The organism is Sporosarcina sp. D27, from assembly GCF_000586555.1.
In the GTDB taxonomy this organism is placed as follows: domain Bacteria; phylum Bacillota; class Bacilli; order Bacillales_A; family Planococcaceae; genus Sporosarcina.
The window spans coordinates 1-16,572 of record NZ_AZUC01000063.1 but is presented as its reverse complement, the minus strand read 5'-3'; the positions used below and the strand labels follow the sequence as shown (position 1 = coordinate 16,572).

Genomic DNA, 16,572 nt, shown 5'->3' with positions numbered 1-16,572 from the left:
TAAAATAAGACCAGATGCATTCAATCCCTACGACATTCTGTTTTCATGTATCTTCACCTCTGCAGCCAAGGGTTACAGGATACACCTCAAAATGAGGAACAGACTGAGCAATAGAGAACACGCAACTGCTGCAATTATTTTACACAACGACTATCATACCAATATTGGACGACCACGTCAAGTGATTTCAAAAGAGACTTCAGTCCTTCTAGAATAAATCATTCGAAATGGATATATTGTACTAGTCATAAAGTTGCATTTTGGATCTTGATACTATAAAATGAAGGTAAGTTATTCGATGCTTTTACTGAAAGATAGAGGGTGTCTATATGAAAACAAATGAGCAAATATATGAATCGATTAAGAGTAACTTACTGGATTTTATGGTAGGTGTGATAAAGAACGTAAAAGAAAGTGAATTCATCTGCCTTTTTGAAGAGCTGTTCACAACTCACTTTAATGTGACGAAAATAGAGTTCTTTCTATATGAAGAGAACCAATTCTATCCTGCCGCATCTTTGCTTAAAGAAGATAGCAGAAGCAGTGTTGGCGTACTTGAAACCTTAACGTCACCTATGCTAACTGGAACTTTTTCCGATACAGACAATCCGTTAGACTTTGCCGATGATACACTAATGATTAGAAATGAGAAACGGGAGCCGGTTGCAATGGTTCTTGTGAAGTCAACAGATGAGTGGCATGCGTTCGCATCATCTGAGTTCTTCAAGAAGTTCCAACTTTTGCTTGGTAGGCTCATTGAAACCATTAAAGGATATCAATCACTCCACAAACATTCCCAAAATTATCAAAGCTTACTCGAAGCAACTAAAACATTTAACTCAACTATGGATTTAGGAGTAATTCAATCACAACTTGTATCCACAGTTTCTAAAAATTTTGGTCCGATTCAAGTGGATCTCATACTTTCCCAAGAACAGTTGGCCTCTTCTTGTCCGTATAGGTTATTCGACTATCCCAATGAACTTCCATCAACTGTTGAAGCTTTTCTTTCTGGAGAATTGACGCTTGGAAAAGATGCTGAACATGATGCTGAAATTCTAAGTGCACCCGTTAAAGGCATGCAAGGGACATATGGGATTCTCCAGCTTTCTGCACCTCGTCATTATACATTTACTCCTATGCAAAAAGAATTCGTCCGTAATATTTCAGAAAGTGCAGGTCATGCAATCGAAAATACGAGTTTGTACGACCAATCCCACAGATTGATCCGTGAATTGCAATTAGTGAATGAAGTTTCTAAAAAGCTCACGGAACGACTTTCGTTCGAGGAAATGATTACGTATATTTACAATCGACTAAAAGAAACTTTTGAACCTGAAGAGGTAGCTATTGTCTATTTTAGGGATCAGGAAGCTCCAGTTTTATCGAAAGAAACGACCTCGTACTTTCTAACACAGGCTGGGAGCCGTTATTTGGAATATGCCGAGAGCCGTGTGAGAAAAGAAAATGGCGCTGTATTTATAGCAGATTTGAAGAACGATGACATTGAGGGATTCACTCCGTATCGATCACTAATGATTGCTCCAATAGTCATTTCTGAAAAAATTGCGGGGTATACATTGCTGATGCACACGGAGAAGTACCATTTTACTTTTGAAGACTTCAAACTAGTGAAGGCGATTATTAGCCACTCGTCTCTTGCACTTTCCAACTCTGCGCTCCGTGAGAAATTACAGGACCTTGCGAACAAAGATCAGATGACTGGTTTATATGCGAGAGGGTACTTAGATCGGCATATGTCCTCAGCATTTAAAAAAGGCGTCGGCGGGGCTTTCCTTCTATTAGACGTGGATGATTTCAAACAAGTAAATGATCAGTTCGGTCATACTGTGGGAGATCGTGTACTTAAACAAACGGCTGAACTTCTTAAGGAAAGCATAACAGAATATGATATCGCTGGACGCTGGGGAGGCGAAGAATTTGCAGTCTACTTGTCTGGTGCGACACTTGTTGAAGGTGAGCGTCTTGCAAAGCAGTTGTTGCTCAAAATGCCTCAAATTACTAATCCACCCGTAACTGTTTCGATCGGAGTTAGCGTATGGGCACCTTCGACACGCCAAGAGACATATCAGCAATTATTTCAAAATACCGATGAAGCACTTTACTCAGCAAAAACAGGTGGGAAAAATCAAATAATCGTTAGTGAATCGGTACTTGCAGATTGATGCGCAAGTACCGATTTTCTTTGAGTTTTACAACCGTTAAGCATACAATGAATGTAAGCGTTTACTTCATAAGTGGAAGGTGGATGATTCAGGGTGAATGAAAAAATTCATAAAGATACGGCAACGGTTCACACAGGCTATGACAGTAGTTCGCATCATGGGAGTTTAGCAGTTCCTTTATATCAAACATCGACGTATGCTTTTGACACAGCAGAGCAAGGAGCCAGGCGATTTGCAGGAGAAGAAGAGGGCGGCATCTATTCGAGATTAGGTAATCCGACAGTCCGAGTGTTGGAAGAACGAATGACGTTGCTAGAAAATGGAGCCGGATCCCTTGCATTCGGTTCCGGAATGGCGGCTGTTAGTGCCATCCTGACTCATCTGACGAAAACAGGGGATCACATCGTTTGTTCACGTGGGATTTATGGTTGCACTTTTGGTCTACTTAGTATTATGGAACAGAAATACAACATTACCCATACCCTTACTCCAATGGGAACAGAAGAAGAGATAGAAGCTGCTGTAACGCCTGAAACAGTCTGTATCTACATTGAATCACCGATCAATCCGACTATGGAACTCGCGGACCTGCGAGCGGTCGTAGCGGTTGCGAAACGACATCAGTTAAAAATCGTTGTCGATAATACGTTTGCATCTCCCTATTTACAAAATCCAATCGACTTTGGTGTAGATTTTGTGTTGCATAGTGCAACTAAGTACATTAATGGACACGGTGATGTCATCGCGGGATTACTTGTAGGTAAGGATAAAACGGAAATTGATAAAATTCGTGGAAGTGTACAAAAAGATTACGGAGGTATTATTTCGCCGTTCGATGCCTGGTTACTTATCCGTGGGCTGAAAACGCTCTCTGTACGAATGCAAAGGCATAGCAAAAATGCAACCCAACTGATGGAGTATTTGAAAACACAAGACCTGGTGGAAGCCGTCTTTTACCCATTCGATGACAGCAATCCACAAGCCGAAATTGCGAAAAAACAAATGACAGCAGGTGGAGGACTTGTTTCCTTTAACATAAAAGGAGGCAAACCTGTAGCTCAAGCATTCATGAATCATTTGAAACTGATCAAAATTGCGGTGAGCTTGGGAGACGCAGAAACTCTGATACAACACCCGACAACAATGACCCATTCAGGAGTACCGGAAGAGGATCGTGAAAAAATGGGGATTAGTGACGGTCTCCTAAGATTGTCGGCAGGATTAGAGCATGCTGATGATCTCATTGCAGACTTAGAGCAAGCGTTTCTGCAAGTGACTAAAGAGCAGCAAACTCATTCTAATTAAGAATGTTAAGGCAAACAAAAAGCAGCGAAGTGAATACACTCAGCTGCTTTTTGTTTAAATGGGTCAAACCTAGATATGTCGTAAAAGAACTTCTACAAACTGTTCAAGGCCAACACGATCCTCTTCAGAAAAGCGATTGATATCCGGGCTATCGATATCTAATACTCCAATGAGTTCATCATTCTTCACGAGTGGTAGCACAATTTCAGATTGAGAAGCGGAGTCACACGCAATGTGTCCTTCAAATGCATGTACGTCTTCTACAACTAGGGTCTCTCTGTTTTTTGCGGAAGTTCCACATACGCCTCTTCCCAATGGAATTCGAATACAAGCAGGAAGGCCTTGGAACGGTCCAAGGACAAGTTCTCCTTCTTCCATTAGATAAAAACCGGTCCAATTGGTACGCTCTAAGAAATTACTTAATAAGGCAGAGGCGTTACTTAAATTTGCTATGCGATTTTTTTCCCCATCTAACAAAAGTTGGAGCTGATCAGCAAGTTGGCGATAACTTTCTGTTGAATCCTTCGAATACTCGATCCCCATAAACATAAAAGCTCCCTCATTTCTTTGTATTTAGTTCCTAAAAAAAAGTAGGATATCTAATAGAATCATACATTTTTCGAGGTGTTTCACACAAGTAAACAAATTTTCGACGAAGATTCGCCCTTTTTCAACACGAAAATCCTTTAAACGTGTTACTATATAAGGTATTATCAATTGTAGAGTCGTTGCGGAATAGGGGGATGGACAATGGTGAACTACTTCATCATTCCAATCATCATAGTGATTGTGCTGGCTGTTGCAATGTTTTTGTTGAGACGAAAGCATATCCAGGAAATCAGCAAGCTGGAGCATAAAAAGCTTCAAATCCAGCATGAACCGATATTTGAGGAAATGACAAAAGTCAAACAGCTGAATATGACAGGTCAAACAGAGGAGAAATTTGAACGGTGGCGCAACGAATGGACGGAAGTCGTCGATGTGCTCGTTCCTAAAATCGATTCCTTACTATTTGATACCGAAGAAATGGTCGATCGATTCCGCTTTAAAAAAGCAACTGGAATTGAAAAAGACATCGAACAACAACTAAATGTGTGTGAAGAACGCAAAAATTCAATTTTACAGGAATTGAATGAACTGATAGGCAGTGAAGAAAAAAACAGAGTAGAGATGGAATCCTTAAGAGAAGAATTCAGGGAAGCCCGGAAATCTGTATTAGCCCATCAGCATTCTTTTGGAAGAACCGTTCCAGCATTAGAAAAAGAACTTGAATATTTCCAACCTGCGTTTGAAGAATATGATGACTTAACGGATAATGGAAATTATTTGCAAGCGAGGGAAAATGTAATTGCGGTTGCATCCAAAGCGAATGAGTTGTTCCCACTGATACGAGAGATTCCTTCATTACTAAATGAATTGCAAAGTAAACTTCCATCTACAATTCGGGAACTCCGAAATGGTGTAGCTGAAATGATGGATGACGGTTACTATTTAGAACACTTAAACTTAAAATCATCTTTAGCAGCAATAGAGCGTGAATCAGAAGAATTGCTTGGTAAGGTGGAAATTCTTGATGTTCAACCCGTTCAAAAACGTTTAGCTGAATTTGATGAAAGCTTTGATTCTTTCTATGATGCACTCGAAGAAGAAGTGAAAGAACGTCAGTATATGGAACAGACTTATGAAGAAGTTGCAAACAGACTAGTGGTAGTCAAGTCGTTTTCTAAGGAAATTGCAGATGAGGCGTTATTCGTGCAACAAAGTTACCGATTGGACGAAAAAGAAGCGGCGATTCCTAAAGGCTTCCTCGTTGACCTCTCGGAAGCTACGAAGCGGTTTGAACTGCTGACTAGTCAAGGTGAGAATGGAGAGTCGGCCTACTCAGGACTTGCACTAGACTTACGCACAGTCGCTGAAACGTTAGATCGCGTAGAAATGGAAACAATTGCGTTCCAGGAACGTATTAAGAGCCTGCGTACGGATGAAATAACTGTTAGAACACGCCTGGAAGAACTCGCGAGGACATTACAAGAAGCTGAACGAAAACTTCTGAAAGCGAATATTCCTGGGGTGCCAGATGATATCGAAGTCCGTTTAGAAGAAGCGGATGAACAACTCTTTATTGTTAAAAATGGTTTAGAAGAAGTTCCGCTCAACATGGCACTTGTTGAAGACTATATAAACAACGCTGAAAAAGAAGTTCATGAAGTCGTGTCGAGAATTGATGAAATGTTAGAGAATGCATTGTTAACTGAACAAATCATTCAATATGGAAACCGATATCGAGCATCTTATCCGGCCATGCATGCCAGATTGTTGGAGGCGGAAATGGCTTTCAGACAATTCCGGTATGCAAAAGCTCTGGAAGAAGCAGCCACGGCTGTTGAAGAAGTGGAACCTGGTGCAATGAAGCGAATTGAAGAGTTAATACAAGAACACGTACAGTAAGCGTACCCTTCAGCCACCCGCACATTGAGTGCAGGTGGCTTTGTGCGCTTAAGTTGCATGAAAGGACGAGTTCAAGATGATTTATCTGGATAATAGTGCGACAACGATACCAGAAGAGGAAGTTCTTCAGACATTTACTCAAGTGAACCGCACGTATTATGCGAACCCGGCGTCACTTCATCAAGCTGGCAACAAAGCTGAACAGCTTTTAGAATCTGCCAGAAAGCAAATTGCCACCCTTGCTGGAGACTCTGAAAGTTCTGTAATTTTTACTTCTGGCGGTACTGAAGCAAATAATTTGGCTGTTATCGGATTTGCAAACAGCCTTAAGCACCGTGGAAATCATATTATTACAACCGAAATTGAGCATGATTCAGTGCGAAATGCATGTCTTCATTTGCAACAGGAAGGATTTGAAATTGACTTCCTTTCTGTCAACGAAGCAGGTGAGGTATCTCTGGAAGAACTGAAGCAGAAAATTAGAAAAGATACCATTTTAGTGAGCATCATGCACGTGAATAATGAAATTGGGACCATCCAACCTATTGAAGCATGTTCGAAAGTAATCCGCGAGAATTCCCGAGCAATATTCCATTCGGATTGTGTACAAAGCCTTGGAAAACTTCCATTACCATATCCTGGATGGGTGGATGCGGTGACACTTTCTGCGCATAAAATCCATGGGTTGAAAGGGACTGGCTGCTTAGTAACGAAAAAATTTAAAGAGCCTGCAGCAATCAGTTTTGGAGGTGGTCAGGAGAAAGGTTTTCGAAGCGGGACCGCTAATGTAGCTGGAGCCGTAGCTTTTGCTAAAGCGGTTCGAATAGTAATCGAAGAAAATAACCTACCTAACTATAAACGATGGAGTAATCGGTTGCGCAACCTTTTGGATGCTGAAAAACTTGTTAGGATCTGTTCACCTGTAAAAGGAGCTCCACATATTTTTACAGTTGCATTTAGAGGGATCACTGGCGAAGTTGCTGTTAATTATTTTCAAGCACAAGGTATCATGGTTTCCACTTCCAGTGCATGTTCTTCAAAAACAAACAAAGTAAGTCACGTTATCCAAGCCATCCAAGTTCCGGACGACTACCGTAAAGGTGTTATTCGAATTAGCTTCGGTAAAATGAATTCAGAAGAAGAAATAGACACACTCATTCAAGTGATTAAAGAATTTTTAAAGGTGATTAAGAAAGGGATGAAACATCATGATATGGAATGAACTTCTCATAAGATACGGAGAAATGTCGCTAAAAGGGCGAAATCGAAAAATATTTATACAAAAGCTGACCACGAATATTAAGCAAGTGCTTCACGATTTACAATCGGTTAAACTAAAAGCGGAACGTGATCGCATGTTTTTATATGCAACAAGTGAGGACCTGAAACAAGCGATAGAGCGGTTATCCGATGTTGCGGGTATTCAATCTTATAGTCCGATTGCAAAATGTGAGTCCACTGTTGAAGCAATTCAACAAACAGCGCTTGCGATTTTTGAAACTGAGGACACTGATGAGAAAACATTCAAAGTCGAAGTGCGAAGAACAGACAAATCATTTCCATTAGTAACAGGTGAATTGCAGAGAGAAATCGGCGGTACAGTTTTAACAGCCCATTCTAATCTGAGGGTGAATGTAAAAAAACCAGATATTTTGCTTCATATTGATATTAGGGAAGGTGGTTCGTTCCTATCTTCTAAAGTATTTAAAGGCGCAGGTGGTATGCCCGTAGGTTCCAACGGAAAATCATTACTTATGTTGTCTGGTGGAATTGACAGTCCTGTTGCTGGTTACTTAATGATGAAACGTGGCGTCACTATAGAAGCAATTCATTTCGCAAGCCCACCTTTCACAAGTGAGCAAGCGCAAGAAAAAGTAGTTGAGCTAGGACGCCAAATTAGTGCATATGGCGGGAAGATAAAATTGCACGTCATTCCATTCACTGAAATACAACAAGCGATTGTCAAACAAGTCCCTGAGAACGTATCGATCACGTCTACAAGAAGAATTATGCTACGTATTGCAGATCAGCTACGTAAAGAAATTGGTGCACTTGCTATCGTAACTGGAGAAAGCTTAGGACAAGTGGCTAGTCAAACACTCGAAAGTTTTACAGCCATTAACGCAGTTACTTCGACACCAATACTCCGTCCGCTAATTGCAACGGACAAATTAGAAATCATCGAAATGGCTAAAAAAATCGGTACGTATGAAACATCTATTCAACCTTTTGAAGATTGCTGTACGGTTTTCACGCCATCTAGTCCAAAAACGAAACCGCGTCTAGAAAAAGTCGAGTACTACGAAAGCTTCATCGACTTCGAACCAATGATTACTGAAGCGATTCAAAATCGTAAAATTATTGACTGTTTCGTTGAAGAAAAGTCGGATGAGTTTGGAGACCTGTTGTAAATGAATTTGGTTGAATGTGTGTCCAAGTAGTTAACCAACGATTTTGAATAGTAGCGAGTGGCCATGCTCGCTTCATATTCAATAAGGTTTTTCGGACTTATATGTTGTGCATCATACTTTGAAAGTGCCGATCTGAAGCGCTAATCAACACCTCCATTAGAGCATTTCAAAATATGAAAAAGTTACCAATTCCTTTCTGTGCATGAATTTTCCCAAACGGTACATTCTATGTTCACAAGGGAGGTGACATCGACATGGCAAACACAAACAGCGGCAATTCAAACCAACTTCTTGTACCAGGTGTACAACAAGCGCTTGACCAAATGAAAAACGAAATCGCATCAGAATTTGGAGTTCAGCTTGGAGCAGACGCTTCATCGCGTGCCAACGGTTCCGTAGGCGGAGAAATTACAAAGCGATTGGTACGTCAAGCTCAACAACAAATGAACGGTTACCAAAAATAAGTAACTGATTGGACTGTCCCCAAAAGTGGGGACAGTTTTTTTAGTATGTGAAGAAACTTTTTAATCATGACTCACTATTTATTTTTGAATTGAATAAATTTTAGATGTATACTGACTATACTGTTAAAAAGGGGGAGCCTTCATGAAAAGAGAAGAATTGTTAGCACCAGATAGTTATAACATCGTATCTGAGATTGAAAAGTATGCAGATGGAACGAATAAGAAAGCATTGATTTACGTCGACTCAGAAGGAAATCAAAAAGACTATACATATGAGGAGTTAATAGAAGACGCAAATCGTGCCGCTTCTGTTTATGAAGCGAATGGGTTAAAAAAGGGTGACATCCTTTTGGTAATGGTCCCAAGGCTAATTGAAGCGTATGTGGCCTATATTGGAGCTTTAAAAGCAGGAATTGCGGTCATTCCTTCTTCAGAAATGTTACGCGCATCAGACATTGAATATCGCCTAGAACATAGCGGAGCCAAAGCGATTGTTGCGTATGAAGCATTTACAAGTCAGTTGACAGAAGTGAGTGGTATCGAAGACGTTACTTTGTTTGTAGTAGGAAAAGCAAAAGAAGGTAGTATTTCCTTAACGGAAGAAATGAAAAATGTATCAGATCAATATGAGGCAGCACCAACAAAAGACAGTGATATGGCATTTTTATCGTATACTTCAGGAACGACAGGCAAACCAAAAGGTGTTGTTCATACACACGGTTGGGGTTATGCTCACCTTAGAACGACTGGTGAGAACTGGCTTGGTATTCAAGAGGGGGATATGGTGTGGGCAACAGCTGCGCCAGGTTGGCAAAAGTGGATTTGGACACCGTTCCTTGCTGTTCTAGGAAGTGGTGCAACAGGACTCGTATACAATGGCAAATTTGACGTGAAAACTTACATGGATATGATCAAGACATATCAAGTGAATGTATTGTGTTGTACCCCTACAGAATACCGATTCATGGCGAAAGCAGAAGACCTGAGCAGTTATGACATGTCCTCATTACGTAGTGCCGTATCTGCAGGGGAACCATTGAACAAAGAAGTCATCGATACTTTTGAACATGTATTTTCTCTTCAAGTAAGAGATGGTTATGGACAAACAGAAAACACATTACTAGTTGGAACAATGGTCGGGATGGAGGCAAGACCAGGCTCCATGGGGAAACCAACGCCAGGAAATCGTGTGGAAATCGTTAATGACGATGGTGAACTTGCTCAAGTTGGAGAAGTTGGAGATATCGCTGTTCATGTTTCAACGCCTGCGTTGTTCAAAGAGTATCTACTAGATCCAGAACGTACTTCCATGCAGTTCCGAGGAGATTATTACATTACAGGTGATCGAGCTAAGAAAGATGAGGATGGTTATTTCTGGTTTGAAGGCCGTGGAGATGACATCATTATTAGTTCTGGTTATACAATCGGTCCATTTGAAGTCGAAGACGCCCTTACGAATCATCCTGCTGTTAAGGAATGTGCGGTCATCGGAAGTCCAGATGAGGTTCGGGGAACTGTTGTCAAAGCTTTCATCGTCCTAAGGGATTCCTCTAAAAAAGACGATAGTGCACTTGTGAAGGAATTGCAAGATCATGTAAAACAACTTACTGCACCATACAAGTATCCCCGGAAAATTGAATTTGTCGATGAACTACCGAAGACTGCTTCAGGGAAAATTATGCGTGTCCAACTTCGAAAACAAGAGACGATGTAAGTATCAGGACTGAGATTTTAATGATCTCAGTCCTTTTCTTTGCTAAAGACTTTACCTTGCTAACATGCCCCCGTATAATTGAGAGATATTTCGTGCAGCTAAATGCTGACAAAAGGGGTGAAACAATTGAAAACTCAACAACAAGGAGCACTTTGGGTGTTCACCGCATATGTATTGTGGGGATTCATGCCGATCTACTGGAAAAGCCTGTATCACGTGAGTAGCGGAGAAATTTTAGTGAACCGAATCATCTGGGCATTCCTCTTAACCGTTCTGGCAATCCTAATTATGGGACAAGGCAAAAAGTTGATTATTGACTTTCAAGAACTTTGGAAGACCCAAAAGCAATTTTGGAGTCTCTGTGCCGCTTCGTTTCTCGTTACCATCAATTGGTTTACGTATATTTGGGCAGTGAATCATGACTTTATCGTGCAAGCGAGCCTTGGTTATTACATAAATCCATTAGTTTCTGTATTGTTAGGAATTATATTCTTAAAAGAAGTATTGAATCGCAACCAAAAGGCGGCTTTCGTTCTGGCGGCGGTGGGAGTTACGATTCTGACTATCCATTATGGTGTTTTCCCGTGGATTGCATTTGTACTGGCATTTACATTCGCTTTGTATGGCCTGATTAAAAAACATATTAAACTAGATGCGACAAGAGGTCTTGCCATTGAAACGGCGTTTACAGTTCCAATCGCACTTCTAGCATATGGCTGGATTTTTTCAACAGGAGATGCTGTTATAATGGATACTGATCCATTGACAATTTTTTTGCTCATTTTAACAGGCATTGCAACAGCTTTACCGTTAGTATTTTTTGCGAAAGGTGTACCTTCCATACCGCTCTACGTCACGGGTTTCCTTCAATATATCGCTCCAACAATGATGCTCATCATTGGAGTTGCTATTTACGGAGAATCGTTCGGTAAGTTTGAATGGCTCAGTTTTGCATTCATATGGACGGCGCTATTAGTGTTCACAGTACCTGAAATACATCGTTATGTAAGAAACAAACGAGCGTTGATGCGTCTGCAAAAACAGGAATCTTCACACCAATCTTAAATTGGATGAAACATTCTGTTTGGTGGAACGTACACGTAGTATGAACTAAAGGAGGAATTTGAAATGTCAACGAAACGATGGATTGCACTAATTTCGGCTGCAGCTTTAGTCGTTGTTTCAATCGGTGTTAACTCGCTATCGTACATATTCACTAGAGACTTTAACGCTCTTTTTGAAGATAGCTTTGCAATGGCAGGAGCGAGTTATGAGGAAACGATATTGGACCAAGGTGATTCGAATGAACGCATTGCAGTATTGGATGTAAGTGGGGTGATTCAAGACACAGGACCTGCATCACCGTTTGCTGCAGCAGGATACAATCACCAGAGTCTCTTGAATCAGTTAGCTGATATTCAGGAAGATCAAACAATACAAGGAATTGTTTTGCACGTAGACTCTCCAGGTGGAGGTGTTGTGGAGTCATCTGATATTTATGATGAAATTGTTGCAATCCAGAAAAATCGAGATATTCCAATCTACGTATCGATGGGGTCAATGGCAGCTTCTGGAGGCTATTACATTTCAGCCCCTGCTGATAAAATCTTTGTTCACCCAGAGACTATTACAGGTTCAATTGGTGTGATTATGGAAAGTTTAAATTATGCGGAGCTTGCAGACAAAATCGGTATTGACTTCAATACGATCAAAACAGGGCCGTACAAAGATATGATGAGCCCTAACCGTGAAATGACAAAAGCAGAACGAGATATGCTACAAGAAATGATCAACGACTCCTATGAGCGGTTTGTGGGTATCGTAGCAGATGGCCGTGGTATGTCAGTGGATGATGTCAAAAAAGTAGCAGATGGAAGAATTATGAATGGTCGACAAGCGATTGAGGCGGGACTTGCAGATGATTATGGGAAATTACCGGATGTCATCGATGCATTAATCACAGAACAAGGGTTTAATAATCCTACTGTATTTGAATATACTCCAACTGATAGCTTTTCATCCTTATTTGGAACGAGTGTCTCTGGATTGTTTAAGAAGAATGCGGAGACAGAGTTGATCCAAAAACTTCTGACTGACTATCAAGCACCGCGCATGATGTATTTGTATGGTGAACGTTAAGGGGAGGTGTTGACACAATGTCTGAACAAATGGAACAGCCGGAAGAACGAGTAGAAGAAACCCGATTGCAACAAGAACCGATAGAGCAACGATCCTTAGTGACACAAAAACAAGAATACAGGAAGAAACTAGCGGGGTTTTGGATCCGTTTTTGGGCGTATCTGATTGATATCATTATTGTTGGTGCAATCAGCGGTTTGTTAGTAAAACCAATCTTTCGGGTTGTCGACTACCCGATAAAAGATCCAATTTTTTTGTTATACAGTCCTTACAAAATCATTTTACTAGTATTATTTCTAGCGTACTTCTTGCTCATGACAAAGTATTTCAGTCAAACAGCAGGAAAAATGATTATGGGAATCCGAGTCGTCAAAAAATCTGGAGAGCCACTTGGTTGGGCAACTCTTCTGTTCCGTGAAGTCATCGGTCGTTATATTTCAAAAACGTTGCTGATTCCGTATTTACTTGTCATCTTCATGCCCCGTAAAGAAGCATTGCATGACTTGTTCGCGGATACAGAAGTCGTTCACGAGCAAATTTATGAAAAACTGAATGCAGCTAAAACAGTACCTATTGATGAGAGTCGCCAGTTGCAAGGCGATCAGTCTATCTAGTAAGATAGATGGATACTGAAAGGAGAATCTTAATGACTTCAATCACATTCAAGAATAATCCTGTTACATTGGTCGGGAAACAGTTGAAAGCGGGCGACAAGGCTCCAAACTTCACAGTATTAGCAAATGATCTTCAACCTGTGACACTTGATGATTCTAAAGGGAAAATCCGTTTAATAAGCGTTGTTCCTTCAATTGATACGGGTGTGTGTTCTAAACAAACACATAGATTCAATGAGGAGGCTGGAAAGTTTGGAGACGCTGTGGAAGTAATGACGATTTCCGTTGACCTCCCGTTCGCTCAAGCTCGCTATCGTTCTACAGAAGAAATCGGAAATATCCAGATTCTATCGGATCACCGAGAACTTTCGTTTGGAGAGGCGTATGGAGTGGCGATACAAGAACTTCGTCTGCTTGCTCGTTCGATTTTTGTTATTGATAAAGATAACACAATTACTTACTCAGAGTACGTGAGTGAAGTAACTGATCACCCGGACTACCAAGAGGCTTTGGAAGCTGTGGAGAAATTGAAGGCGTAAATGTAAGGTAACTGTTGCCTGCAGAAAACCCATCCGGCTGTCGGATGGGTTTTTCATGGCGGCTGTTGAGTAGGATAACGGATTGAAAAGAAGGAAGTAGAGGGATTAGAGATGAAAACAAATACAGAACAAATATTCACTTATTTAGATGAAGCAGCTAGTAAAGATGAGTCACTTTACTTAGAGCAGCTCATCGTAGCGTGTCAAAATTGGGCGGAAGGCACGACAAGTCCTGAACTACAAGGGAATGTCACTAAAGAGGAGATCCGACGTGGATTACAACTTGCGATTTTAAAAGGTATGAGACAAAACGTGCAGCCTCACCATCAGATGACTCCAGATGCGATTGGGATGCTAATCGCGCGTATCTCGAGTTTCCTACTACCGCAAAAAGAAATGGTGCAATTGCTAGACCCAGCAGCGGGTACCGGCAATTTACTGCTAACCGTTATGAATTCACTGGAAGTGCCAGCTTCTTCAGTCGCTGTGGAAATCGATGAGTTATTAGCGAGATTGATCGTTGCAGGTGCAGATCTTATGGAACAAACCATTCGCATTTATGTACAAGATGCACTGCGTCCATTACTTGTGGATCCAGTTGACTTGGCAGTATGTGATTTACCTGTAGGCTATTATCCAGATGATGAAAATGCATTGAATTTCGAAATGATGCCTGCTGAAGGGCATGCATATGCTCATCATTTGTTCATTGAACAAACGATTCATCATCTAAAGCCAGAAGGATATGGCATTTTCATTGTTCCGTCTTCACTGTTTGAGTCTGCACAATCGGGTGAATTGCACACGTATTTGAAAAAACATACGATTATTCGTGGAATTTTACAATTGCCACAAACACTATTCAAGAATGCAGCTCAGTCAAAAAGTTTACTGATTTTACAAAAACCATCAGAACAAGCGATGCCAACACCAGATGTATTACTCGCTACCGTTCCAGATATGACGGACAAGCAAGCAATGATCTCTTTCTTTAACAAGATGGAGGACTGGACAAAAGAAAATAAGAAATAAGTAAAAAGCGTCCTTCTCATACGAGAAAGACGCTTCAGACTGTAGACAAAAGGGTTGGAAATCGAAATGATTTCCAACCCTTTTGATTTTTGTTCGTATAAAACTGCAACTGGTCAAGAGCCGTTGATCTCCGTTCCGGTCGGACGCTTTCCAGGGGGCTTGCCCTCAGCCTCCTCGTCGCTTTGCTCCTGCGGGGTCTTCGCGCTGCGCTGATCCCCCAGGAGTCGCCGCCCTGCTCTCCAATCAACTCGATGTCCCACAGGACATTCCATATGTATGTGCATTTCCCCTTACAGGTGGGATCCATGTCCAGTTGGCAAGTTTCTTCAGATTTTGGGCAGTGAAAGTAAGCATCGCCTGCATAGACATTTTTTTAAGTCCCCTCAGGGTTGTCCATCGCATACCATGCTTCTCTTTGGCATCGGCAAAGACTCGTTCAACCGTCTCTTTGCGTTTCCCGTATATTTCTTTGATTTCATAATGGTGTCTCAAGTCTTCTGCTACATCTAGATAGTCTTGCCAGATATGACGCTGTATCAGCTTTTGTTGATTTTTACTTTTCGTACACTGATCGATTACTGGGCAAGATGCACAAATGGAAGGTGCCGATGCGTATTGGCGATACCCTTCCTTCGTTGTCGTACGATAATTGAGCACTTGTCCTTCTGGATAAAGATAACAATCGATCATCATAAACGTACTCATTTTTCTTGAGGAAGCCTTCCTTTGTCATAGGCCGTTTATAAGGAAGTACCGGCAATATCTGATTTTCTAGGAGAAAGTTTGCAATAGCTGGTGTCTTATAGGCAGCGTCAGCGGTGACAGCCAGTGGACGTTTTACCTTATCGATAATTTTCTGGACCAGCGGTTGAAGCATATTGCTATCGTGGACATTACCGGGAGTGATGATATTTGCGAGCACAAATCCTCTTTCATCCGTGGCTGCGTGAAAGGTATAAGCAAACTGCTTTGTTCGCTCATCTTTTACATAGTAGCCACTTTCCGGATCCGTTGTAGACTCCTTGATTTCTTTATGCTCGTCCTTTTCAAACTTCTCTGGTGGTAATGGTTTCTTCCCGATCTTCTCACGATCTATGTTGAGCTCTTCTTGAAGCTTTTGCTCCTAGGCTCTGCTCTCTTTACGGACGACTTTCTTTTGGAACTTCCGTTTGTTTGCACTTGCTTTCACGTGTGTCGAATCGATAAAAACATGTTCCGAGCTAAGTAGCCCACGATCTGCGACTTCCTTTAGTACTCGATAAAAGATCTGTTCGAATAGATCTGTATCTGCAAAACGGCGAACGTAGTTTTTTCCGAACGTAGAGAAATGCGGAACCTCTGTGTGAAAACCGAATCTAAGAAACCAGAGATAGGCCATATTGGTTTCAATTTCTTTGATGGTCTGACGCATCGAGCGAATACCAAAGGTATATTGAATGAATGTCATATTAATGAGTACAACTGGATCTATGCTGGGTCTCCCAAATAATGAATATAGATCTTCAACCAATGGATAAATGAAAGAAAAAATCAATTGCTGCATCTAATTTACGAACCAGATGGTCTTGTGGAACTAACTGTTCGATTGTAAGCATTTCCATCTGTTCCCGTTCATTAACTTGATTCTTCGTCATCATTTCCATCACCTCATTTGATAGTTGGGAGATTCCGTTGATTGTAGCGGAGAGCTGCGACTCCTGAGGGATCAGCGAAGCTCGAA

General features: G+C 41.2%; 14 protein-coding genes and 1 pseudogene. 13 read left to right on the top strand and 2 right to left on the bottom strand.

The genetic code is table 11. The features are described from left to right. Positions 1-91: 91 nt before the first annotated feature. The 3 genes from N693_RS20740 (at position 92) to megL (ending at position 3,491) form a co-directional block, all read left to right on the top strand. Positions 92-217, top strand: coding sequence for a hypothetical protein (locus N693_RS20740; RefSeq protein ID WP_256378147.1), 126 nt, complete (start codon positions 92-94; stop codon positions 215-217). Positions 218-329: 112 nt separating this feature from the next. Then, on the top strand, positions 330-2,186 hold the full coding sequence (locus tag N693_RS0117345; RefSeq protein WP_025786095.1) for a sensor domain-containing diguanylate cyclase: 1,857 nt from the start codon (positions 330-332) through the stop codon (positions 2,184-2,186). A 93-nt stretch (positions 2,187-2,279) separates the two neighbouring features. After that, the gene (gene megL / locus N693_RS0117340) at positions 2,280-3,491 is read left to right on the top strand and encodes a methionine gamma-lyase (protein ID WP_025786094.1); all 1,212 of its coding nucleotides are present in this window, start codon (positions 2,280-2,282) and stop codon (positions 3,489-3,491) included. Positions 3,492-3,560: 69 nt separating this feature from the next. On the opposite strand, the gene N693_RS0117335 is transcribed toward megL, so the two are convergent. Beyond that, positions 3,561-4,040 carry a GAF domain-containing protein gene (locus tag N693_RS0117335; RefSeq protein ID WP_025786093.1) on the bottom strand — a complete coding sequence of 160 codons (480 nt, stop codon included), beginning with the start codon at positions 4,038-4,040 and terminating at the stop codon, positions 3,561-3,563. A gap of 201 nt (positions 4,041-4,241) precedes the next feature. On the opposite strand from N693_RS0117335, the gene ezrA reads away from it, so the two are divergent. The 10 genes from ezrA to N693_RS0117285 all read left to right on the top strand — a co-directional run bounded on the left by ezrA (position 4,242) and on the right by N693_RS0117285 (position 14,852). Next, positions 4,242-5,939 (top strand): septation ring formation regulator EzrA, encoded by a 1,698-nt coding sequence (ezrA, locus tag N693_RS0117330; protein ID WP_037593637.1) that lies wholly within the window; start codon positions 4,242-4,244, stop codon positions 5,937-5,939. Between the two features lie 76 nt (positions 5,940-6,015). After that, complete coding sequence (locus N693_RS0117325; RefSeq protein ID WP_025786091.1) at positions 6,016-7,161, top strand: cysteine desulfurase family protein; 1,146 nt, start codon at positions 6,016-6,018, stop codon at positions 7,159-7,161. Further along, positions 7,148-8,350, top strand: a complete 1,203-nt coding sequence (thiI, locus tag N693_RS0117320; protein WP_025786090.1) for a tRNA uracil 4-sulfurtransferase ThiI — start codon at positions 7,148-7,150, stop codon at positions 8,348-8,350. Before N693_RS0117325 ends, thiI begins: the two co-directional genes overlap by 14 nt. A 254-nt stretch (positions 8,351-8,604) precedes the next feature. Further along, positions 8,605-8,814 carry an alpha/beta-type small acid-soluble spore protein gene (locus tag N693_RS0117315; RefSeq protein ID WP_025786089.1) on the top strand — a complete coding sequence of 70 codons (210 nt, stop codon included), beginning with the start codon at positions 8,605-8,607 and terminating at the stop codon, positions 8,812-8,814. A gap of 142 nt (positions 8,815-8,956) precedes the next feature. Continuing rightward, entirely contained in the window at positions 8,957-10,528 is a 1,572-nt protein-coding gene (mbcS, locus tag N693_RS0117310; RefSeq protein WP_025786088.1) for an acyl-CoA synthetase MbcS, read from the top strand. Positions 10,529-10,654: 126 nt separating this feature from the next. Continuing rightward, on the top strand, positions 10,655-11,593 hold the full coding sequence (gene rarD / locus N693_RS0117305; protein ID WP_025786087.1) for an EamA family transporter RarD: 939 nt from the start codon (positions 10,655-10,657) through the stop codon (positions 11,591-11,593). A gap of 63 nt (positions 11,594-11,656) precedes the next feature. Next, entirely contained in the window at positions 11,657-12,667 is a 1,011-nt protein-coding gene (gene sppA, locus N693_RS0117300; protein WP_025786086.1) for a signal peptide peptidase SppA, read from the top strand. 17 nt (positions 12,668-12,684) lie between these two features. Next, complete coding sequence (locus N693_RS0117295; protein WP_253271221.1) at positions 12,685-13,281, top strand: RDD family protein; 597 nt, start codon at positions 12,685-12,687, stop codon at positions 13,279-13,281. 32 nt (positions 13,282-13,313) lie between these two features. After that, complete coding sequence (gene tpx / locus N693_RS0117290) at positions 13,314-13,820, top strand: thiol peroxidase (protein WP_025786084.1); 507 nt, start codon at positions 13,314-13,316, stop codon at positions 13,818-13,820. 111 nt (positions 13,821-13,931) lie between these two features. Continuing rightward, a complete protein-coding gene (locus N693_RS0117285; protein ID WP_025786083.1) occupies positions 13,932-14,852 on the top strand; it encodes a class I SAM-dependent methyltransferase in 921 nt (306 codons plus the stop codon). 243 nt (positions 14,853-15,095) lie between these two features. Here the strand turns inward: N693_RS0117285 and N693_RS20065 are convergent. Then, positions 15,096-16,489: pseudogene (locus N693_RS20065) on the bottom strand (IS1182 family transposase). Positions 16,490-16,572: the final 83 nt, after the last annotated feature.